Raw genomic sequence first — 22,421 nt, 5'->3', positions numbered from 1 at the left:
GTGCGCCCATGCGCGCACGTGGATACCGCTGCCGATTTCCCGGACGACTTTATGGATAACTCACGGCTCGACCGGCTCGCACTGGTCAGCAAGGTGTGGCCCTGGATTTTCCTTTGTGCGCTACTGGTGTTTTTCGAAGTCTGGGCGCGGATCTCGGATCATCGCTCGTTCATCTTCAATGTCTACAACCTGCAGTCGATCGGGCTGGCGGCCAGCGCGCCGCTGCTGCTCGCGATCGGTCAGACGTTCGTGATCATCACCGCGGGCATCGACCTGTCGGTAGGATTTGTCATGGGACTGGCCGCCGTGTGTGTCGCGCAATTCACGATTTTGGGCAGCGGCTCGCCGTGGATCCTGCTGTTTTCCATTCCGCTGACCGTCGCGGTATGCGCGATTCCGGGCCTAGTCAACGGCATACTGATCGCGCGGCTCGGCGTACCCGCCTTCATCGGCACGCTCGGCATGTATGGTGTCGCCCGAGGGGCGGGCTTTCTCGCGGCGGGAAGCGGCATGACGGTGGCAGTCGACAATGCCGGGCTCGCGTGGCTCGGCCGCGGCTGGATCCCGGTGGCGCTGACCGCTGTGTTGCTGGTCATCATGCATTTTGTGCTGTCAAAGACGCGCTTCGGCCAGTACACCTATGCAATCGGCGGCAATCCACAATCGGCGATCCGCGCCGGCATCAATGTCAGGCGCCATCTGCTGGTGATCTATCTGATCGCCGCTGCGTTTGCCGCGATCGGCGGCATCGTCTATACGGCGCGCTTTGCTGCGGGTGCCGCCAACGCCGGGGAGCCGATGCTTCTCGATTCGATTGCAGCGGTCGTGATCGGTGGCGCGAGTCTGTTCGGCGGTACCGGCAATGTCATCGGCACGCTGATTGGCGCGTTGATCATCGCGGTGATCGAGTTCGGACTGGTATTTATCGACGTCAATGCGTTCTGGCAGTTCATCGTGGTCGGCATTGTCATCATCATGTCGGTGCTGATCGACCAGTACAAAGAACGTCTCGGAGGTGCCCAATGAGCACGCCGATCCTCGAGGCGCGCGACATCTCGATCCGCTTCGGCGGCGTGGAGGCGCTCCGGCGCGTTTCGCTGCGACTAATGGCGGGCGAAGTGCTGGCGCTCGCAGGCGACAATGGCGCGGGCAAGTCGACCCTCATCAAGATCATCTCCGGGGTCTACCGCGCGGACGCGGGCCACCTGCTGTTCAACGGCGCGTCCTTGCAGATGCGCGACCCGCAGGATGCTCGCGCGCAGGGGATCGAGACGATCTATCAGGATCTTGCGCTTGCCGACAATCTCGATGTCGGGAGCAACATCTTCCTCGGGCGCGAGCCGACGCGCCGCCAATTCGGGCTTCAGGTGATCGACCGGCCGCGCATGGCGCAGGTTGCACGCGAAGTGCTCGAGCGTCTCGACATCGTGATTCCCGAGCGTAAGCTCAGCGGTCCGGTGAAGATGCTCTCGGGTGGCCAGCGGCAGGCGATTGCGATCGGCCGAGCCATTTACTGGAATGCGCGCGTGCTGATCATGGACGAGCCCACCGCCGCGCTCGGCGTACCCGAACAACGCAAGGTGATGGAGTTGATCGCCGCGCTGAAAGCCCAGGGCGTCTCCGTGATTCTGATCTCGCATAACCTTCACGACATCTTCGCCATTGCCGATCGCATCGTTGTGCTGCGGCGCGGCGAGGTCGCCGGCGAACGGCTCGTAGCCGGGACTAACGGCGACGAGATTGTGCATCTGATGGTGGGGGACACGTACGCGAACGCGCGCAGATCGGACCACTGAACGCCGTATCCGCCCCTTATTTATTGCTGATGCAACACCGTGACCAGGAGGGGTCTTAATCAAATTGCCACAATTTATGGGGGGGGGGGTGATCGGAAATTTCTGCGCCATCTTGGCGAGTCTGCCTACTCGCTAAGTAAAATTGACCATATATTGGTATCGCGTTACCCTGACGCTCCAATGCAGCCTGCTTCCCATTTCTTACGCATCACGCGAAGTGGTGTCCCAGGCGCGATCCGGATGCGCAGGAGTCAACCCGGCCATGAAACGCGAACTCATCGAAGATCTTGTCACCGCTGCCGCGGATTTTTCGCCCGACGCAATCTTTCTCGTGAATGAGCAGGGACGTATACGCCATGCCAGTCCTGCATGCGAGGATATATTTGGCTACGTGCCGGGCGATTTTGTCGATCAGTTCATCATCGATTTCGTGGTCCCAGCCGACCAGGACGCCACGCGCAACGAAGCGAAGGAGGTCCTCGCCGGCCGCAAGCGGGTCGGCTTTGAGAACCGCTATCGTCATAAGAATGGAAACGACGTCTACGTCACGTGGTCCGCACGCTGGATGGAGCACGAGCGCCTGCGTGTCGGTGTAGCCCGCGACGTGACAGAACTCCGTCGCCGGGAGTCCGCACCCTCAGCGTTGTTGTCTGTTCTTGCTCCGTACGAACGCAGGGTTGTCGAACTGTTGCTCACCGAGGCGACCGAGAAACAGATCGCCGAGCGACTTGGCCTCGCCGCATCGACCACACATTCCTATATCACCGGGATTTTCCGCAAATACGGTGTGCGAGGACGAGCGGGCTTGATGAGCCTGTGGCTCAAGCATCTTTCCAATGGCACCGCCCAGCCGGGCGCCAGATAGGCGCGGCTGTTCCCACGCGGGACGACCGCCCGCGCACGAAGGTACTCGCTAGCCTTGCGAGTAGGTATTGTGGAGTGGCTTTTCCCACGCTGAGCCCGCCGCTTTTGCACGCGTTTTCCGGGCTCTCATCTTGTTCTCTCAGGTTTCCGGCTCTTTCGAATTATTGTGGCTTAACGGTCGCGCTTCCAAAACTGCCGACGACACAGTCAAGCCGGTATGCAGGGACTGATGCTACTCGAAACAGCGCGCCCAACCTATCCTGCTAATCAGAGGGGTGACGATCGGGTCACACATGTGCCGACGTCGTCCTGCTTCGTCGCAGGAAGGCACGCAGGCGGACTCAACGCGACCTTGGCGGCCAAAGCGACGTTCGGGGTTGATGAGTTTTTCTGACGCGCGCGGGATCTCCTTGCCGGTTCGATCAGGTTCAGGGCGGGGCACGTCTGATACGCAAATTTGCGTACGCAATTTTGTTTCGTTTTCAATATTCTGGAAGAAATTTCAGTTTGCTGTATTGCGATAAAACACCATCAATAGATGGTCATAACCAAAATATTCGCAACCATGTTTCGCACGATTTTCTCTAAGATTTGATGGTATGCCGTCGACGTGAGATGTCCGGCGACGAAGTCCACCGTCCTATCCATTCGGAGAACTTGCGTGAACCTTGATCGTTTTCCTCGTCACAAGCTGACCTTTGGTCCTACCGCGATCCATGCGCTGCCTCGCCTGAGCGAATCCCTCGGAGGCAAAGTTCACCTCTACGCCAAGCGGGAAGACTGCAATAGCGGTCTGGCGTTCGGCGGCAACAAGACGCGCAAGCTGGAATACATCATTCCCGATGCATTGGCACAGGGCGCCGACACACTGGTGTCGATCGGCGGCATTCAGTCGAACCAGACCCGGCAGGTAGCAGCCGTCGCTGCTCATCTTGGTCTGAAGTGCGTGCTGGTTCAGGAGAACTGGGTCAATTACTCGGACGCTGTCTATGACCGCGTGGGCAACATCCAGATGTCGCGCATGATGGGCGCGGATGTGCGACTGGTCAGCGACGGTTTCGACATCGGCATCCGTCCCAGTTGGGAACAGGCGATGCAAAGCGTTCGCGATGCGGGCGGGAAGCCTTATCCGATTCCCGCAGGATGTTCCGAACATCCGCTCGGCGGACTGGGGTTCGTCGGATTCGCGGAGGAAGTGCGTGCGCAGGAGGCTGAACTTGGCTTCCGGTTCGACTACATCGTCGTCTGTTCGGTGACGGGCAGCACGCAGGCCGGCATGGTGGTCGGCTTTGCGAGGGATGGCCGTGCTGACCGGGTGATCGGCATCGACGCGTCGGCAAAACCGGAGCAGACGCGCAATCAGATTCTGCGCATCGCGCGCCACACAGCCGAGCTCGTGGAGCTTGGCCGCCCAATTCGCGACGAGGACGTGGTATTGGATACGCGCTATGGCGGTCCTGAATATGGTCTTCCGTCGGAGGGTACGCTCGAGGCGATTCGACTCAGCGCGAAGCTGGAGGGCATGTTGACCGATCCGGTGTACGAGGGCAAATCGATGCAGGGCATGATCGATAAGGTTCGGCGAGGAGCGTTTCCCGATGGCTCGCGCGTGCTGTATGCGCATCTCGGCGGGGTGCCCGCGTTGAACGCTTATAGCTTCCTGTTCAAGAACGGCTGAAGCCCTGCTTGTGCCCGATTGTCTTTCGCAGTCGGGCACGAGCGATACGTGCCAACGCGATCTCGCCACAACGCGACGTCACGCGATCTGCTGGACCCACCGACTCCGCCAAGCCGGTGCCTCAAAGGATTCCGAAAAATACTGGGTCTCGTGAACGACCTTGCCGTTGCGGAACGCCATAATGCTTACCGTGTAAGCCGTTCGCCCCTCATAGGCGATGGTGTATTCCGTGACCCAGAGATTACCTTCCCCTTGAATTCTCCTGACCTCGAAACCCGATGGCTTATCTGGGTGATGACTCCGCAGTGCCTGCAAATTAATTCGCCCGAGAATTCGTTCACCTGATTGGGGATAGTCACAGATGGCATCGTCATCGTAAATATCGTGTTCCGCGTCGAGATTGTCGGCCGCCGACGCGTGCCAGTGCGCGTTCAGGGCTTCACGTATTTGGTTGTCCTGCATAGCGTGCCTCCGGATACCGTTCACGTTTATCTATGACGTACGTCGCGGAATAAACCCGGGACTGCCCGTCTTGACGACTTCGTTGAACCTCTGCCTCGTCTCGATCCGGTTGATCTCGTCGAACGCGTCTGCCGGAAGCGCGGAGATATCGAAATTCTCTCGCGCGCGGGCCGCAGTTTTGGGGGTGGTGAGCAAAGCCCCGCCACGCTGGATCGCCCAGGCAAGCAGCACCTGCGCCGGCGTCTTGCCAATTCGCGCGGCAATCTGCGAGACAACTGGATCCTCAACCGGCCCAGGCCTGATTCCGTGACCCAATGGCGCAAAGGCCAAAAACACGATCTCTTTCTCTTTGCAGAATTCCAGAAGTTCCGTTTCTGGAAGATACGGATGTGCTTCGACCTGCACCACTGCCGGCTTGATTCGTGCCGATTCATAGAGAGGCTGCAATTCGTTCAGGCCGATATCGGACAGTCCGATGGCCCGGCATCTTCCATGGTCGACGAGATCTTCCATCGCCCTCCACGTGTCCAGCAAAGTCACGCCTTTATCGTAGATGACATCGCCGTTTTCATCGCGCGGGTCCTGCTCGTCTCCCGGTTGAAATGCAAACGGGGTGTGTATCAGATAGAGATCAAGAGAGTCGAGCCCGAGCCTTTCAAGACTTGCTTCGAAAGCCGGTTCGACACGAACGGGCCGATGATTGGAGTTCCACAATTTTGTGGTCACGAAGATGTCTTCGCGCGCGATCCCTCCAGCAGTAAGTTCTATTCGTAGCGCCTCGCCCACCTCGCGCTCATTCCGATATCGCTCGGCACAATCAAAGTGCCGATAGCCGGCTTCCAGCGCGTCTCTGGTAGCACGCGTAGTCGTGGCTGCCGGGAATCAGCGTGCCAAATCCGAGCGCGGGCAGGCGGCCGCCTCCGTGATTAAGCGCTATCTTTTTGCTCCGGAAATCGGAAGACTCAATCATGGCGACACCTCCGCGCTATTTCATGCCCTGCAACGAAGGACCGACGCTTGGGTCTGCAATTGCGGCACCAGGTTCATGAACAGAAAAACGTCAACCTACTCGAGTCGGTTAACCGCTTTATCTTCCCGATCAAGTGTAGCAAACGAATAACGGGGTGGCAGTGGAGGCTGCCGGGAGGGAAGAACACACAGTGGGTGATGGTAGCCTGATCCTGGGAAGTGCGTTTTCGGAACCTGACCGGCAGGTGCGCAGCGAACATTTAAAGGAAAAATCGCGACAGTGTGACCAGATGCGCCCAAACTGCGCGACATGGCTAATGCTGATTGTCGCCAGTTCTTCGATTTGATATGCACGCATGCTATCCAGCGCAAATACAAAACGTTACGTTCTAATCGCTCTTATCCACTATGCGTTCATCATCTGACGGTGAGCCCGCCGACACGGGTAATAACGGGCCGGCAGTGCAGCCAGATCAATCGGCAAGATTCACCGATGCCCTGGAGAAGGTGAAGCCGCTGCTCGAGATGCAGCCGCCGTTAGCGGACAACCTTTTGGCCGAGGCGTTGCAGATCGCAGCGGTCAGTTCGCTCGGCCTGGGCCTGCTCGGCGATGCCGAGTCGTATTGGCGCCGTTCGATCGAAGCGGACTCGGGATTCGTGGACGCGTACATGAATCTCGGCACCCTGCTGAAAGGACTCAACCGCCTGCATGACATGGAGGTGCTTTTTCGGCAATTGCTGGAAGTCCGCCCCGATCTTGCCGATGTCCACAACCAGCTCGGGTCGATGCTGCAGGACCAGGGGCGCTTCTCCGAAGCAGAGGCGGCTTATCGGCAAGCGTCGCTCATGTGCCCTGATCGCGCTGAGTTTCATTACAACCTCGGCGTCGTGCTAAGGCCGCTCGGCCGTTGGTGCGAAGCCGCGCAAGCGTATCAGCGGGCAGTTGAAACGAGCCCTGGCTTCATCATGGGCTACAGCAACCTCGGCAATGTACTGAAGGAGCTCGGACGCCTGCCGGAAGCCGAGGCCGCCTACCGGCAGGCGCTCTCGATTCGCGGCGATTACCCCATGGCGAAGTTCGCTCTGGCCATCCTGCTAATCAGCATGGGGCGCTTCGAGGAAGGATGGCGGTTATATGACGAGCGTCACGCGGATCCCAGGTCCATGCAACATAAGACGCAGAAAGTCATTAACCGTCCCCGTTGGCGCGGCGAAGCGCTGGCAGCAAAAAAGCTGCTGGTCTGGCAGGAGGGCGGACTTGGCGATGCGATTCATTTTGGCCGCTACTTTTCGCTTCTCAAGGCGCAAGGGGCGGCCGAAATCGCGTTCGCCTGCGCTCCCGCGCTGCACCGGCTCTTCGCTGCGGTTGAGGGCGTAGACGTGGTGCTGACTCACGAGGCTGGATGGGCGGCCGCGGCGAATTACGACTATTGGACGAGCCCATTGAGCGCGCCGCTGTATATGGGCACAACGATGGAAACGATCCCGCCGCCCGTCCGACTGGAAGTGGACCCGTCGCTCGTCGAATCCTGGTGCGCGCGCCTCGCAGGACTTCCTTCCGGTCGCAGGATCGGTCTCGTATGGAAAGGTAGCGCCCAACATCAGAACGATGCAAACCGGTCGCTGCGATCTCTTGCGATGCTGGCGCCACTCTGGAGCATCCCGGGCGTCAGTTTCGTGAGTCTGCAAAAGGGTGAGGGCGAGGACGAGGCCCAATCGCCGCCTGTTGGCCAACCATTGCTGCATCTCGGGTCTGACGTAGCGGATATGGCCGACAGCGCCGCGATCGTCGCGCAACTCGATCTTGTCGTCTGCGTGGATACGTCGATTGCGCATCTCGCCGCATCGGTTGGTACGCCGTGCTGGGTCATACTGCCGGCAGAGGAGGTCGACTGGCGCTGGATGCACGAACGCACAGACTCCCCCTGGTATCCCGAGACGATTCGCCTGTTCCGCCAGCCTTTGGGCGGGAAATGGCCTGCGGTTATCGAACAGGTACGGCATGCGTGCGCCAGGACATTCGCAGGGTAAAGGGAGGCGGGGAGATGATGACTTCGGAGAAGCCACCCTCCGCGACCCTTCAAAATCACTGCGCCTTCGCGTCCACCGTTCCCGCTGCCGCATCCCCCGTCTGCGCAGGCGCTGCCTGCCGGTCCGGGTGCCGCGGATCATGCAACTGGTCTGCCGACCAGCCGCCGCCCAGATCGCCGAATAGCGACGCCGCGTCCAGCAGGCGCGTCTCCTGAACATTCAGCGCGGTCTGCTGGGCGCTCAACTGTGTGGCCTGCGCGGTCGCCACCGTCGTGTAGTCCACCGTACCGGCCTGATACTCGTTGAACGCGATTTCGGCGCCACGGGTCGCGTCTTTCACGGCCGTATCCAGGACGGCCGATTGTTCGGTCAGGATCCGCAAGCCGCTCAAGTCATCTTCAACGTTCTGGAATGCCGTCAGCACCGTGCCCCGGTAGTTCGCGACGGCCGCGTCGTAGGCTGCTTTCGCCGCGTCGACGTCCGCGCTGCGCAAGCCGCCGTCGAACAGCGTTTCGGTGGCGCTGCCGCCCAGTGACCAGACGTAGTTGGCCACGTTGAACAGACCGGACAACGGCGACTGCGTGAGGCCGGCCAGCCCGGAGAGGGAAATCGCCGGGTAATACGCTGACACCGCCACGCCGATCGCCGCGTTTTGCGCAGCCATCTTGCGCTCGGCGGCGGCGATGTCGGGCCGGCGTTCGAGCAGCGTCGACGGCACGCCGACGGGCACGCCCGGCAGCGTCGGCATCGTGGTGCTGTGCGTAATCGACAGCTCTTCCGGATTCTTGCCCACCAACACGGCGATCGCGTGCGCGTCTTGAGCGCGCGCCACGCCGAGCGCGATCAGATTGGACTGCGCCGTCTCGAGCTGGGTGCGGGCAGAGATCACGTCGGACGGCGGGATGGTGCCCGCCTGATCCTGGTCGGACACGACGTCCAGAAAGTGCTGGTAGGCCACGACCGTCTTCTGCAGAAGGTCGATATTGGCGTCGCTGGTGCGCAGTTGGATAATCGCCGTGGCCAGCGCCACCTGCTCGGAGAGCGTCGCATTGGCGAGCGTCGCTTCGCTCGATTGCGCCGTCGCGGCGTTTTCTTCGATCGTGCGCCGCACCTGGCCCCACAGGTCAGGCGCCCAGCTGACGTTGCCTTCCAGCGAGGCCGAGTTGACCACTCTGGCGGCATTGCCGACCGAGCTACGCGCCTTGGTGCCCGAACCGGTTGCGCCGATGGTCGGGAACAGACCGGCACGCGCTGCTCGCACTTCTGCCAGCGCTTCCTGATAGTTCGCGTAGTCCGCGCGCACGGTCTGGTTCGATACCGACACCAGCGGTTCGAGCTGGTCGATCAGCGGATCGTTGAAGGCCGTCCACCAGTCGCCCTTCGGTTTCTCCGCCGCGGGCTCGGCTTGCGTCCAGCCCGGCAACTCCGAGTAGGTGGCGGCCACGTTGACTGGCGGCCGGTGGTAGTCCGGGCCGACCATGCAGCCGCTCGCCAGCAGGGCCAGCGTCGCGACGGCCAGCGGGCGCAGGGAGCCAAGGCGGCCAACGCGGTTGAGCGGGTCACCGGGCGGTCCATCGAGCGGTCCACCAGGTGGCTCACCTGGCGACCCAAAGCGGTTACGGGAAATCTTCATCGTCATGCCCTCGTATCCGGTTGTCCGGGTTGCTGCGCGTCGCGATTCCATGGCAGGTTGGCGGACCATCTGACCAGCTTGAAACGCAAGCGGTCGAGGTAGAGGTAGATCACCGGCGTTGTGTACAGGGTAAAGACCTGACTCAGGATCAGGCCACCCATTACCGTGATGCCGAGCGGTTGGCGCAGCGAAGCGCCCTGGCCAATGCCGATGGCCAGCGGCACCGCGCCGAGCACGGCCGCGAATGTGGTCATCATGATCGGCCGCAGACGGACCACGGCGGCCGAGTGAATCGCTTCCTTCGCCGGCATGCCTTCGCTGCGCTGCAAGTGGATCGCGACGTCGACCATCATGATGCCGTTCTTCTTGACGATACCGATCAGCAGGATGATGCCGATCATCGCGATCACCGAGAACGGTGTGCCGAAAATCAGCAATGCCAGCGTCGCGCCGATGCCCGCGGACGGCAGCGTCGACAGGATGGTCAGCGGGTGGATCGAGCTTTCGTACAACACGCCGAGCACGATATACACCACGCCGAGCGCCGCCAGGATCAGCAGCGGCACCGTCCCCATGGACTGCGAGTAGGCCGCCGCCGCACCGGCAAACGATCCGTGGATACTGGCGGGCATGCCGATCTCGCGAATCGTGTTGTTGATCGACACGGCCGCCTGGCTCAACGAACCGCCTGCCGGCAGGTTGAACGAAATCGTCGCGGCCACGAGGCCGCTCTGGTGGTTCACCTGTGTCGACGTGTGGCTGTTCGAGTACGATGCCAGCGCCGCCAGCGGCACCATGGTTTCAGCCGACGTGCTGTCTGCACTGCCGGTCGAATTGCCGCCCTTGCTGTTGGCGATGCTATTGGTGGTCGCGTTGGCTTGCGCGTTCGAGTTGAGCGTGTTTGTGCCCGACGAAGTGGTGGTGCCGGCTTCGGTCGCCACCGTCACGCCCGACACGGTGGCACCCGGCATCTGCGTGCCCGCGGTGCCGGTGGCGTTGCCCGACGCCGTGCTCAGGTAAATCTGGTTGAGCGCTTGCGGGTACTGCCAGTAATCCGGCGCCACTTCCATCACCACGAAATACTGGTTGAGCGGGTTATAGATGGTCGACACCGTCCGCTGGCCGAACGCGTCATACAGCACGTTGTCGACCTGGTTCGGCGCAAAGCCGTAGCGCGCCGCCGTCGAGCGATTGATGGTGACGTAGGTCTGCAGACCGTTCTGCTGCAAATCCGAGTTCACATCGAGCAACTGTCCGCGCTCCTTGCCAAGCGCAGCGACGAGTAGCGGCGTCCACTTGAACAGCGCGGCGGAATCGTCGCTGGTGAGTGTGTACTGATACTCGGCGGCGGATTGCCGTCCGCCGATTCGCAGATCCTGCTGTGCCTGGATAAAGAGCCGCGCGCCCGAGACCCCATTGAGCTTGGGCCGCAGGCGGTTCACGACTTCGGTGGCCGTGGCATGGCGTTGCGCCAGCGGCTTGAGTTCGATGAACACGTTCGCGCTATTGAGTGCGCGGCCGCCGGTAAAGCCGGCGACCGACGCCACTGCCGGATCCTTCTGCACGATCTCCTGCAATTGCGTGAGCTTCTTTTGCATCGCTGGAAAGGAGATGCTCTGGTCAGCGATGATCTGGCCAATCAGGATGCCCGTGTCCTGCTCGGGAAAGAAGGTGGCCGGCACCAGCTTGAACAGGAACACGTTGGCGACGAGGAGGCCAATCAACAGCAGGATGACCAGCAGTGCATGGTCCAGTACGGCCGCGAGCGAGCGCGCATAGGCATTCCTGAAGCGATCGAACTGCTTTTCGATCCACGTCGCCCAACGGGCTTTCGAATGCCCGGCGTTGTCGCGGCTCAGCACGTAGGCGCACATGGCCGGTGTGACCGTCAGCGAAATCACCAGCGAGATCAGAATGGCGACGGACAGTGTGACCGCGAACTCATGGAACAGCAGGCCGACGACGCCCGGCATCAGCATGATGGGGAGGAACACCGCAATCAACGACAGACTCATCGAGATCACGGTGAAGCCCACCTCGCCGCTGCCTTTCAAGGCCGCCTCTTTCGGACTGAGCCCCAACTCCATGTGACGCACGATGTTTTCCAGCACCACCACCGCGTCGTCGACCACGAAGCCGGTACCGATGGTGAGCGCCATCAGCGAAAGGTTGTCGATGCTGTAGCCGAGCAGGTACATCGGCCCGAAGGTGCCCACGATCGACAGCGGCAGCGCGACGGCCGGCACCAGCGTGGCGCGCGGCGATTGCAGGAAAATGAACACCACACCCACCACCAGCAGCACGGCGATGAACAGCGTGCGCTCCGTATCGCCCACCGACGCTCTGACCGACTCCGAGCGGTCGACCGCAATGTCCACGTGCACACTGCTCGGTAGTGTCGCTTCGATTGACGGCAGGACCTTGCGGATCTGCGCGACGGTGCTCACGACATTGCTGCCGGGCATCGGATATACGATCACGAGAATGGCGGACTTGCCGTTGAAGAGCCCGGCATTGCGGATATTTTCGTTCGAGTCCCTGACCTGAGCCACGTCGCGCAACTGGACCGGCGCGCCGTTACGGTAGGCGACCACCAGGTCTTTGTACGGCGCAGCATGACTAATCTGGTCGTTGGACGTGACCACGTAGCGCTGGTCACCCTCGTCGAGATGGCCTTTCGCGCTGTTCGCGTTGGCTGCGCTGATCGCCGCGCGCACGTCTTCCAGACCGATGCCGTAGCTGTTCAGCTTACCCGGCTGCAACTCGACGCGCACCGAGGGCAACGCGCCGCCGCCGAGCGTGATCTGGCCCACACCGTTGACCTGCGAGAGCTGCTGCTGGATGACCGAATCCGCGGAATCGTAGAGCTGTGCCTTGGTGAGCGTGTCCGATGTCAGCGAGAGCACCATGATGGGGGCATCCGCCGGGTTGTACTGGCGATAGCTCGGATTGCTGCGCAGCGTGGTCGGCAAGTCGGCGCGCGCCGCCTGGATGGCCGCTTCGACGTCGCGCGCGGCGCCGTTGATGTCGCGCTTCAGCCCGAATTCGATAATGATCATCGACGAGCCGACGTAGCTGATCGAAGTCAGTTCTTCGACATCGGCAATGGTGGCAAGTCGCCGTTCGAGCGGCTCGGCCACTGTGGACGCCATGATGTTCGGGCTCGCACCCGCCATGTTCGCCTGCACCACGATCACCGGAAAGGCGATGTTCGGCAACGGCGCAACCGGCAGCCGGAAGTAGGCGAGCGCCCCCGAGATCAGGATCGCGATGGCCAGAAGCGTGGTCGCGACGGGCCGCCGGATGAATAACGCCGAGATGTTCAAGGCGTATCCTCCGCTCCGCTGGGCGGTGAATTCTCCGGTTTATTGCGGTTGCGCCAGCGTCTCGTACGCTCGGCCATTCTGTCGAAGAACAGATAGATCACGGGCGTGGTGAAGAGCGTCAGCATCTGGCTTAGCGTCAGACCGCCGATGATCGCGATCCCCAGCGGCCGGCGCAATTCGGAACCCGTACCGGAGCCGAGCAGCATTGGCAGCGCGCCGAGCATGGCGGCGAGCGTGGTCATCAGGATCGGGCGGAAACGCAGCAGCGACGCCTCGAAGATCGCCTCACGCGGTGGCTTGCCGTGATTGCGTTCAGCGTCCAGTGCGAAGTCGACCATCATGATGGCGTTCTTCTTGACGATACCAATGAGCAGCACGATGCCGATGATGCCGATCACATCCAGGTCGCTGCCGGCGATCATCAGCGCGAGCAGGGCGCCGATGCCCGCCGAGGGCAGCGTGGAGAGAATCGTTACCGGATGGATGAAGCTCTCATACAGCACGCCGAGCACGATATACACCGCGACCAGCGCTGCAATCAGCAGATAGACTTCGCTCGACAGCGAATCTTCGAATGCCTGGGCCGCGCCCTGCAGCGACGAGGTGATCGACGGCGGCAGGTTCACCGACTGTTCGGCCTGATGGATGGCCTTGACGGCGGTGCTCAGCGACGCATCTTTCGCGAGGTTGAACGAGATGGTGACCGATGGGAACTGCGCCAGATGGCTGATCACGAGCGGCGACTTCGTGATCTGGATCTTCGCGATGCCCGACAGCGGCACCTGGCCCGTGCTGCTGGTCTGACTCGGCAGATACAGGTTGCCGATCGACTGCACGTTCGGCAACGATTCCGGTTTGGCGACGAGAATCACGCGGTACTGGTTCGACTGCTCGAAGATGGTCGAAACGATCCGCTGGCCGAGCGCGTCGTACAGCGCGTTGTCGATTGTCGCGGGCGTAATGCCGAAGCGCGCCGCCAGTTGCCGGTTGACTTCGACGTTCACGCTGAGGCCGTCGGTATTCATGTCGCTTTGTACGTCGGCGAGCGACGGAATCTGCTTCAGCTTCGCAACCAGTTCCGGCACGTACTTCTGGAACGCCTGCTGGCTCGGTCCGCGCAGCACGAAGCTGTACTGGTTCGGCGAGACCGTCGTGTCGAGCGTCAGATCCTGCTCAGGCTGCATGTAGAGCCTGACGCCCGGCACACTGGCGACTTCCTGTTGCAGACGGCGCGCCACCTCTTGCGCCGTGTCGGAACGCTTGTCGCGATCGCGCAGATTGATCAGGAAGCGGCCATTGTTCAGCGTCGAATTGGTGCCGTCGATACCCACGTAAGAGGTCAGCGAGGTGACATCCGGGTCTTTCAGGATCGCATCGGCAAGCGCGCCCTGGCGATTCACCATCGCGGTGTACGACACCGAGTTATCGGCCACGCTGATCCCCTCGATCACGCCGACATCCTGCACGGGAAAGAGGCCCTTCGGAATCACCACGTACAGGATGCCGGTCAGCACGACCGTGCCGACGGCCACCATGAGCGTCAGCACCTGGTGATCCAGCACCCAGCGCAGCCCGCGTTCATAGGCGGCGAGCGTCTTGTCGAACAGGCCCTCGCTGATCCGCTCAAAGCGACTCGGATGACGCTCGGCCTGCGCGCGCAACATGCGCGCGCAGAGCATCGGCACCACGGTCAGCGAGACGATTGCGGATATCACGATGGTGACGGCAAGCGTCACTGCGAATTCGCTGAACAGACGCCCGATCACGCCGCCCATGAAGAGCAGCGGAATCAGCACGGCAATCAGCGAGATGGTCAGCGACAGAATCGTGAAGCCGATCTGCCCCGCGCCTTCCATTGCGGCTTCGAGCGGTGTCTTGCCTTCCTCCAGATAACGCACGATGTTCTCGATCATCACGATCGAGTCGTCGACCACGAAGCCGGTGGCGATGATGAGCGCCATTAGCGAAAGGTTGTCGATCGAGTAGTTCATCTGGTACATCACGGCCAGCGTGCCGATCAGCGAGACCGGCACCGAGACGCTCGGGATCAGCGTGGCCGGCACGTTGCGCAGAAACACAAAGATCACCGCGATCACCAGCACGATGGCAAGGATCAGTTCGAACGCCGCGTCGTGGACGGACGAGCGGATCACGCCCGTGCTGTCCGACACCACGGTCACTTTCATGCCGGCCGGCAGCGTGGATTCGAGCTGCGGCAGTTGCTTCATGATCTGGTCGACGGTCGCGATCACGTTCGCGCCCGGTTGCCGCTGCACGTTGAGCACGATGGCCGGTGTGCCGTTGTACCAGGCACCGCGCTCAACGTCCTGGGCGGCCTGACTGACCCGCGCGACGTCGCGCATGAATACAGGAGCGCCGTTCTGGTAGGCGATCACCGTGTCCAGATAGTCTTTCGGATCGGTGATCTGATCGTTGCCGTTGATCGTGTAATCGAGGTCCGGGCCGTCGAAATTGCCCTTCGGCTGGCTGACGTTGACATAGCTGAGCAGCGTGCGCAGATCGTCGATGTTCAGGCCGTAGGCGGCCAGCTTGTGCGGGTCCGCTTCGACGCGGATGGCCGGCACATTGCCGCCGCTGGTCGTGACCACGCCCACGCCCGACACTTCGGAAATCTTGGTGCCGAGACGGTTGTTGGCGACGTCTTCAAGCTGGGTCAGCGACATCGACCTCGATGTGACCGCGAGCGTCAGGATCGGCTGGTCGGCCGGATTGACCTTGGCATACGTCGGCGGCGCCGGCAGGCCGGAGGGCAGGTAACTGTTGGAAGCGTTGATGGCCTGCTGGACGTTCTGCTCGGCGATGTCGAGGTTCAGCGACAGATCGAACTGCAACGTGATGACCGACGCGCCGTCCGAGCTATACGACGTCATCTGTTGCAAGCCGGGGATCTCGCCCAACTGCACTTCGAGCGGCGCCGTGACCGTGGTGGCCATCACGTCCGGGCTCGCGCCCGGATAGAACGTCTGCACCTGGATGGTCGGATAGTCGACGTTGGGCAGCGATGAAACCGGCAGCACACGCATGGCGACGAGGCCCACCAGCACGAGGGCGATCATCAGCAGCAGCGTGGCTACCGGTCGAAGAATAAACAGGCGGGAAATGTTCATCGGCGCGTGAGCCTGCTACGACGAAGCAGCATTGGCCGACGCCGCCGCGGATGCAGCAGCGGGTTCGGAGGCGGCAGGCTCGGCGGCGGCGCCACTTGCTGCGCCGCTGGCCGGCGCGCTGGCGGTGGCCGTGCCGGAGGCGCCCACCGCGGGTTTCGGCTTGGCCGCCTGGATTTTGGCGCCGTCGTTCAGCCGGTCTGTGCCGTCCGTGACCACGTGATTGCCTGCGGCAAGGCCGGACACAATGACCGTGTTCTTACCGTCGCTCGGGCCGAGCTTGACCTTGTGCACGGAGACCGTATTGTTAGCATTGACCAGATAGACGAAGTCGCCCGGCGCGCCAGATTGCACGGCGGCGGTCGGCACCAGCACGGCATTCTGCATCGTATCAACCAGCAACTTGACGTTGACGAACTCGTTGGGGAACAGCGCTTCGTCTTCATTGGGGAAAGTCGCGCGCAAGGTGACGGTACCGGTCGCCGTGGCCATCTGGTTGCTGACGGCGTAGAGCGCGCCTGTGGCAACCTCGTGCGCGTTGTCGCTGGAATAGGCGGTGACCGGCAAGGTAGCGCCGCCATTCAGGCGCTGCACGATGGAGGCCAGCGCGTCTTGCGGCACCGTGAACTGCACGGTAGTCGGCTTGATGGTGGTGATGACGACGATCCCCGTCGACGATGACGCCGTCACGTAGTTGCCCGGGTCGACCAGGCGCAGGCCGACCTTGCCGGAGACCGGCGCGGTGATGCGGCAATAGGTCAGGTCGAGGTCGAACTGGGCGATGTTGGCGAGATCGGCCTGGACCGCAGCCTCGTCCTGCTGCACGAGGAATTGCTGATCCGCAAAGGTCTGCTGGGCGATCGACTTGCGCTCGTTCAACTGCGTGAAGCGGACAAGATCGGCACGCGCCTGGGCCAGCGTTGCGCGGTCTTTGGCGAGTGTCGCCTGAGCCTGCTGCTTGCTGATCTGATACTGGCGCGGATCGATCTGGGCGAGGAACTGGCCTTTCTGTACTTCCTGGCCTTCGTGATATCCGACGGCCGTGAGGTAGCCGCTTAGCTGCGGCAGCACGGTGACGGTGGCGGTCGGCGTGACCGTGCCGAGTTCGCTCAACGTCACTGGCATCGAACCGAGTGTCGCGCTCGCCACGGTGACGACAATGGGCGCGACGTTGTTCGTGGGTTTCTTCCGGGTCAACAGGTGGACAAGGACAAGCGCGATCAGCGCCAGCACGACAACCGCAAACAGAATGAGCCCGCGTCGGGAGCGCTTTGGTTGCTTGGACACGGCTTCGCTCATAGGTATCTCCGAAAACAGATGCTGCCGTTGATGATCGGGCGGGGAGTCATTCTCTGCCGGGATTTTGGGAACATGCCACGGTTCTCGTGCGTTGTCACAACTCAATGAGCTTTTGGCATGGTGTTAGCTAATCGCAAGCAAAGCGATTGCGCAAAATGCATCACATGGTGACCGGCACAAGGCGACGTTATGGCCTCGCGATTGGACCCATGACGATGAACCCGCTTTGCAATCGGCGGTAATGCTTGGTCAAGATGGCCCGGCGGGATAGCGCGTGCGGCGAGTCGCTGACTGCCGGGAGGGCCTTGCTGACAGACCGTGTATTGCTCATGTTTGCCTTGGTGGAAGCGGGTGGACAGCGATTGCGACGAGGCATGGCATCAATGTACCGGGTGTGCGCAAGGCTTGAGTTACCAGCGTGAAACATGTTGGGGTCTGAAAGACGCCGTGGGGTGTATTCCAGCAGGCAGCCTGCGGCAACGGACGGTTGAACGTGGGGTTTTTGGGGGGACGGCTGTCACGGCGAGTGGCAAAATTCGCCGAAAGCTTTTTGAAATTATTTAGGCCGCGTTATCACTCATGTGGCAGCGCGTCCGATACGAGGGCACGTGTCGGATGATGCAATGGCGAATGAGCCTTTCTTCGCTCGCGCCCGTAATTTGCACCCTAGCCTGACCGGTCACCTTCAGTTTCATCGACGATCGGATTGCTGGGTGGGCTGCGAAGCCGCATCCCAATAGACGTTGAAACCCATCAATGAAGTAAGCGTTTCCGCTGCCTGTTTCATCATGTCGCCGACTTCGGCCATCGACGGCACGGGGGCCTCGTCGATTCGCTCGATATAGGGCGTAGTCAGTGCCGCAATGGCATGACCGTCCCGGCCGAACACAGGGTAGGCCAGATTCTTCACCCCCTTGACCTGCCGGCTGGACATACGTGCGTTACCGTGTTTGCGGATCTGCGAGAGGTCCTTCGCAAGCTGTTGCGGGTCCATGGCCCGTTCGCCGTCCACCGGAACGTGCAGTTCGAACATCTCGACACGTTGCGGTTCTTCCTGGAAGGCGAGCAGTACCTGTCCCGACGCGGTATCGGTGAGCCCAATCAACGTGCCGACCTTCAACGCAAAGCCCCAACGCTCTGGACTTTCGACGCCGGCGACGATCAGCACGCGTCCCTTCTGATACACGCACAGATGAAACGACTGGCTGGCCTCTTTGGCGAGTTGTGTCATCAGCGGCAGCGCGCTCGATACTAGCGAGCGCACGGGCTGATGCCGGTGCGCCAGCTGGAAAAGCAGCAGCGATAGAACGTACCGGTCGCCGATGCTGCAAAGGTAGCCGCGCGTTTCCAGCGTCACGACCATCCGGAATATTTCGGCGGTGGTACGGCCGAGTTCTTTTGCGAGTTCCGCAAGAGACAAACCCTCCGCGTGGTCCGCCAGCAATTCGATGATGTCCAGACCTTTTTCCAGTGCAGGTGCCGAATAGCGCGGTGCGTTGGCGTTCAAGTTTCCTCCTGAAATCGCAGATGAAATGGCGCACATGATAACCAGACGGATTGTAGGGCGACTGAAGGTTGTGTGAGCGTTAAACGACCCGTTCGACGGACGGGGAAAACACCTACTAACTTTTCATCAATGAAATAGAGTTTCATATATACAATTTACCTGGAGATACGGCGAGAGTGGTCAGTTGCGCTCAACGGCCGGTTACTGAATGACCCGGAAAGGAGGGCGGATGGCAGCCGTAGCATTCGAGCAGGTCAGAAAATCGTTTGGTGAACAGGAGGTGTTGAAGCAGATCGACCTGCAGGTTCCGGACGGGGAGTTTGTCGTACTGGTCGGGCCGAGCGGATGCGGGAAATCCACGCTGCTGCGTGCGCTGGCGGGCCTCGAAAGCGTCAGCCACGGGCGCATCCTGATAGACGGCGAGGTCGTCAATGCACGGCCGCCGCGCGATCGCGATATCGCGATGGTTTTCCAGAACTACGCGCTCTATCCGCACATGACCGTGCTCGAAAATCTGACGTTCGCGCTCAAGCTGCGCAATCGCGATCCGCAGGAGATTGCCTCGCGGGCGCAAAAGGCGGCGACCATGCTGGGTCTGCAGGATCTGCTGGATCGTCATCCCCGCCATCTGTCGGGCGGTCAGCGGCAACGCGTGGCGATGGGCCGCGCGATCGTGCGCGACCCGAAGGTGTTCCTGTTCGACGAGCCGCTCTCGAATCTCGATGCGAGGCTCCGCGTGCAGATGCGCGCGGAGATCAAGGCGCTGCATCTGCGCCTGCGTGCCACGACAGTCTATGTGACTCACGACCAGATCGAGGCGATGACGATGGCAGACCGCATCGTCGTGCTCAACGGTGGCGTGATCGAACAGATCGGCACACCGCTTGCGTTATATGACGATCCCGACAATCTCTTCGTAGCGGGCTTCATCGGCTCGCCTGCAATGAACTTCTTTAAGGGGATTTACGAGCAGCAAGGGGACGGCGCATGCGTGCGCATCGGCGAGTTCGCGTTGCCCGCGCCATCCGTCAACGCCGCGCACGGACAGGAGGTGACGTACGGCATTCGTCCCGAGCATCTCGGCCTTGCTGGCGCAGACGGCATGCCGTTCGCGCTCGAAGTGGTTGAGCCGACCGGTGCGGCAACCGAGCTGTTCGGCACGGTGGCCGGCCAGCCTTGTTGCGTCATGCTGAACGGCCGTACCGATGTGCGTGCCGGCACGACCATCGCGCTGCTAGCGGACCCCGCCAAGGTACTCGTGTTCGACCGCAGCAGCGGGCGACGGCTGCGCTAAACAGGATGGCGAGCCAAACCGCCGCGAGGCTCGCATTGCACAGTTGCCGCCGGCAAGCTGCGCGGTCCACGGCGGAATCCATAAAGGAGGAGACAATGATGCGTTATAAAACCATGTTCAGGCTCGCAGCTTCGGTATTTGCGCTCGCGGGTGTTGTCGCGTCGGGTCTCGCACATGCCGACGGCGAATACAAAGGCTACACGCTGCGAGTCAAGCTGATCGGCGGCGTCCAGTATGAGGCGCTCTACACGCGCATTCCGCTGTGGGAAAAACAGACGGGTGCGAAAGTCGAGATCGTATCGCGCAAGAGCCATTTCGAGCTCGATCGCGAGTTGAAACAGGACATCGCATCGGGTCATATCGACTATTGCGTGTCGTCCAACCACACGAATTTCTCGGCACAGTACCCGATTTTTCGTGATCTGAAGGGCCTGTTCCCGGCCAGTTACCTGGCGGCGTTCTCGCCGAGTCTGCTCAAGCAGTCCGAAATAAAGGGGCATCTGGTGCAGATTCCGCGCTCGGTCGACATTGAGGCGCTCTACTACAACAAAGCGGCCTACGCCGATCCGGCCAACCAGAGCGCTTATCACAAGCAGTTTGGCGAGCCGCTCGCGCCGCCGAAGAACTATGTTGAATTCACGCAGCAGGCGAAGTTCTTCACCAAAGCGCCGAACTTTTACGGCACGCAATTCCCCGGCAAGGACGAAGCAATCACAGGCACGTTCTATTCGCTGTTGATCGCCAATGGCGGGCAGTTGCTGGATGGGAAAAATCGTCCTGTGTTCAACTCGCCGATCGGCGTCAAGACGCTGAACTGGTTCGTGGACCTATACAAGGAGGGAGCCGTACCCAAGGGGGTGCCGAGCTATGTATGGGACGATCTCGGCAACAACTTTGCTGCAGGCAAAGTGGCACTGGATCTTGACTGGCCAGGCTTTGCTTCGTTCTACAACGATCCGAAGACTTCAAAACTGGCTGGCAACGTTGGCGTGGTGCCGGCGCCGCTCGGCATTGCCAACAAGCGGCCTGGCTGGTCAGGCTCGCATAGCTTCTCGATCACGAAGACCTGTGACCGCCCGGAAGTCGCAGCGAGCTTCATTCAGTTCCTGACCAGCCTCGATTCGCAGATGGTGGAGGCGCGGCTCGGCACGATTCCGTCGCGGGTCGATGCGCAGCAGGCGATCGTGAAGGAGTTCGAGGCGAAACAGGATGCGTATATGGCGCATGCGATCTCGGTGTTCAGCACGGCGGCTCAGCAGGATGCCTTTACGCCTCCGCGGATTCAGCAATGGGACGAGATATCCAACGCGCTGTGGCCGGAACTGCAGAAGGCGCTGATCGGCGACAAATCGTCCCAGCAGGCGCTTGACGATGCGGCGAAAAAAGTTTCCGACATCATGCAGGACGCATCCAACTAGTGACATGCATGGCGCGGCCTGCGCGCCGCGCCATGCAGTCGATCCGTTTTCCCCTGCCTCAGCATGCGCTCCAATATGCGATTCAATATCCGCTATTCGCCTGCCGCACAATCTCCCGGACCGGTTCTGAATGAGAGCCTGGCAGTTCCGTTGAGGCTGCTACTGCCGGCTTTTTTTTCGGTAGCGATCGTCGTTGTGCTGCCGTTGCTTTTTTCGCTCTACACGAGTTTCACCGCGTACAGGCTCATCGATCCGGACACGATCTGGAACGTCGTCGGCCTGCGAAACTATATGCGCGCGTTTGCAAATGGGGATTTCTGGGCCGCGTTCGGTCGTACCGTGCTGTTCCTGACGATTGCATTGAATCTGGAACTGTTGCTGGGCCTCGGAATCGCGTTGCTGCTCAACCAGATTGTGCAAGGCCAGCGCGCGCTGCGCACCATCATGATGTTCCCGATGATGTTTTCGCCAGTGCTCGTCGGTTTTCAGTTCAAGTTCATGCTTAACGACAGCACCGGTGTCGTCAACCATGTACTGCAAACGGTATTCGGACTGAAGACCACGATTCCGTTTCTGGTCGACGCGCAATCGGCGCTCGCTTCGCTGATCGCGGCGGAGGTGTGGAATTCGACGCCGGTGTTCGCGGTCATTCTGCTCGCTGGCCTGATGGCACTCCCAAAGGATCCGATCGAAGCGTCAAAAGTCGACGGCTGCACGCCGTGGCAAACCTTCCGTTACGTAACGCTGCCTTACCTGATGCCGTTCATCTATATCGCGATGACGATCCGTTCGCTAGACGTCGGCCGGGCTTATGACATCGTGCGCATCATGACCAACGGCGGTCCGGGCGGCCGTACCGAACTGCTCTGGACGATGGTGGGCCGCATCGCCTACGACGATTCGCGCATGGGTTACGCGAACGCCATCGGCTACGTGTCGGTGCTCGTATCGGTGCTGTTCACGCTGTACTTTTTCCGCAAACTCAACGCGGCGCGCAAACACATGGGGCCGGCCTGACA

General features: G+C 61.1%; 14 protein-coding genes and 1 pseudogene. 8 read left to right on the top strand and 7 right to left on the bottom strand.

From position 1 onward, the window contains the following. The first annotated feature begins 18 nt into the window (after nucleotides 1–18). From ACUN0E_RS33110 to ACUN0E_RS33095, 4 genes are all read left to right on the top strand, one after another. Nucleotides 19–1,026 carry an ABC transporter permease subunit gene (locus ACUN0E_RS33110; RefSeq protein WP_445569244.1) on the top strand — a complete coding sequence of 336 codons (1,008 nt, stop codon included), beginning with the start codon at nucleotides 19–21 and terminating at the stop codon, nucleotides 1,024–1,026. Continuing rightward, a complete protein-coding gene (locus ACUN0E_RS33105) occupies nucleotides 1,023–1,796 on the top strand; it encodes an ATP-binding cassette domain-containing protein (protein WP_408235334.1) in 774 nt (257 codons plus the stop codon). The genes ACUN0E_RS33110 and ACUN0E_RS33105 overlap by 4 nt, the downstream gene beginning before the upstream one ends. 262 nt (nucleotides 1,797–2,058) lie before the next feature. Further along, entirely contained in the window at nucleotides 2,059–2,661 is a 603-nt protein-coding gene (locus ACUN0E_RS33100; protein ID WP_445569243.1) for a helix-turn-helix transcriptional regulator, read from the top strand. Nucleotides 2,662–3,321: 660 nt separating this feature from the next. Then, the gene (locus tag ACUN0E_RS33095) at nucleotides 3,322–4,338 is read left to right on the top strand and encodes a 1-aminocyclopropane-1-carboxylate deaminase (RefSeq protein WP_445569242.1); all 1,017 of its coding nucleotides are present in this window, start codon (nucleotides 3,322–3,324) and stop codon (nucleotides 4,336–4,338) included. 78 nt (nucleotides 4,339–4,416) lie between these two features. Here the strand turns inward: ACUN0E_RS33095 and ACUN0E_RS33090 are convergent, their stop codons facing one another. Continuing rightward, a complete protein-coding gene (locus ACUN0E_RS33090) occupies nucleotides 4,417–4,800 on the bottom strand; it encodes a nuclear transport factor 2 family protein (protein WP_445569241.1) in 384 nt (127 codons plus the stop codon). A 30-nt stretch (nucleotides 4,801–4,830) separates the two neighbouring features. Further along, nucleotides 4,831–5,770 (bottom strand): annotated as a pseudogene (locus tag ACUN0E_RS33085) (aldo/keto reductase). A gap of 461 nt (nucleotides 5,771–6,231) precedes the next feature. On the opposite strand from ACUN0E_RS33085, the gene ACUN0E_RS33080 reads away from it, so the two are divergent. Then, nucleotides 6,232–7,800, top strand: coding sequence for a tetratricopeptide repeat protein (locus ACUN0E_RS33080; protein WP_445569240.1), 1,569 nt, complete (start codon nucleotides 6,232–6,234; stop codon nucleotides 7,798–7,800). Between the two features lie 55 nt (nucleotides 7,801–7,855). On the opposite strand, the gene ACUN0E_RS33075 is transcribed toward ACUN0E_RS33080, so the two are convergent. The 5 genes from ACUN0E_RS33075 to ACUN0E_RS33055 all read right to left on the bottom strand — a co-directional run bounded on the left by ACUN0E_RS33075 (nucleotide 7,856) and on the right by ACUN0E_RS33055 (nucleotide 18,726). Next, nucleotides 7,856–9,439: an efflux transporter outer membrane subunit gene (locus ACUN0E_RS33075; protein ID WP_445569239.1), complete on the bottom strand. Its 1,584-nt coding sequence runs from the start codon at nucleotides 9,437–9,439 to the stop codon at nucleotides 7,856–7,858. Continuing rightward, nucleotides 9,436–12,759, bottom strand: a complete 3,324-nt coding sequence (locus ACUN0E_RS33070; protein ID WP_445569238.1) for an efflux RND transporter permease subunit — start codon at nucleotides 12,757–12,759, stop codon at nucleotides 9,436–9,438. Before ACUN0E_RS33070 ends, ACUN0E_RS33075 begins: the two co-directional genes overlap by 4 nt. Further along, nucleotides 12,756–15,887: an efflux RND transporter permease subunit gene (locus ACUN0E_RS33065; protein WP_445569237.1), complete on the bottom strand. Its 3,132-nt coding sequence runs from the start codon at nucleotides 15,885–15,887 to the stop codon at nucleotides 12,756–12,758. The genes ACUN0E_RS33070 and ACUN0E_RS33065 overlap by 4 nt, the downstream gene beginning before the upstream one ends. A gap of 15 nt (nucleotides 15,888–15,902) precedes the next feature. Then, nucleotides 15,903–17,183, bottom strand: coding sequence for an efflux RND transporter periplasmic adaptor subunit (locus tag ACUN0E_RS33060; protein WP_445569236.1), 1,281 nt, complete (start codon nucleotides 17,181–17,183; stop codon nucleotides 15,903–15,905). A gap of 691 nt (nucleotides 17,184–17,874) precedes the next feature. Continuing rightward, a complete protein-coding gene (locus ACUN0E_RS33055; RefSeq protein ID WP_445569235.1) occupies nucleotides 17,875–18,726 on the bottom strand; it encodes an IclR family transcriptional regulator in 852 nt (283 codons plus the stop codon). A gap of 193 nt (nucleotides 18,727–18,919) precedes the next feature. On the opposite strand from ACUN0E_RS33055, the gene ACUN0E_RS33050 reads away from it, so the two are divergent. From ACUN0E_RS33050 to ACUN0E_RS33040, 3 genes are all read left to right on the top strand, one after another. Beyond that, the gene (locus ACUN0E_RS33050) at nucleotides 18,920–19,984 is read left to right on the top strand and encodes an ABC transporter ATP-binding protein (protein ID WP_445569234.1); all 1,065 of its coding nucleotides are present in this window, start codon (nucleotides 18,920–18,922) and stop codon (nucleotides 19,982–19,984) included. 95 nt (nucleotides 19,985–20,079) lie between these two features. Further along, nucleotides 20,080–21,402 (top strand): ABC transporter substrate-binding protein, encoded by a 1,323-nt coding sequence (locus ACUN0E_RS33045; protein WP_445569233.1) that lies wholly within the window; start codon nucleotides 20,080–20,082, stop codon nucleotides 21,400–21,402. Between the two features lie 75 nt (nucleotides 21,403–21,477). Next, nucleotides 21,478–22,419: a carbohydrate ABC transporter permease gene (locus ACUN0E_RS33040; protein ID WP_445569232.1), complete on the top strand. Its 942-nt coding sequence runs from the start codon at nucleotides 21,478–21,480 to the stop codon at nucleotides 22,417–22,419. The last annotated feature ends 2 nt before the right edge of the window (nucleotides 22,420–22,421 follow it).

This window comes from Paraburkholderia sp. D1E (assembly GCF_052682275.1).
This window is presented reverse-complemented; position numbering and strand designations above follow the sequence as displayed.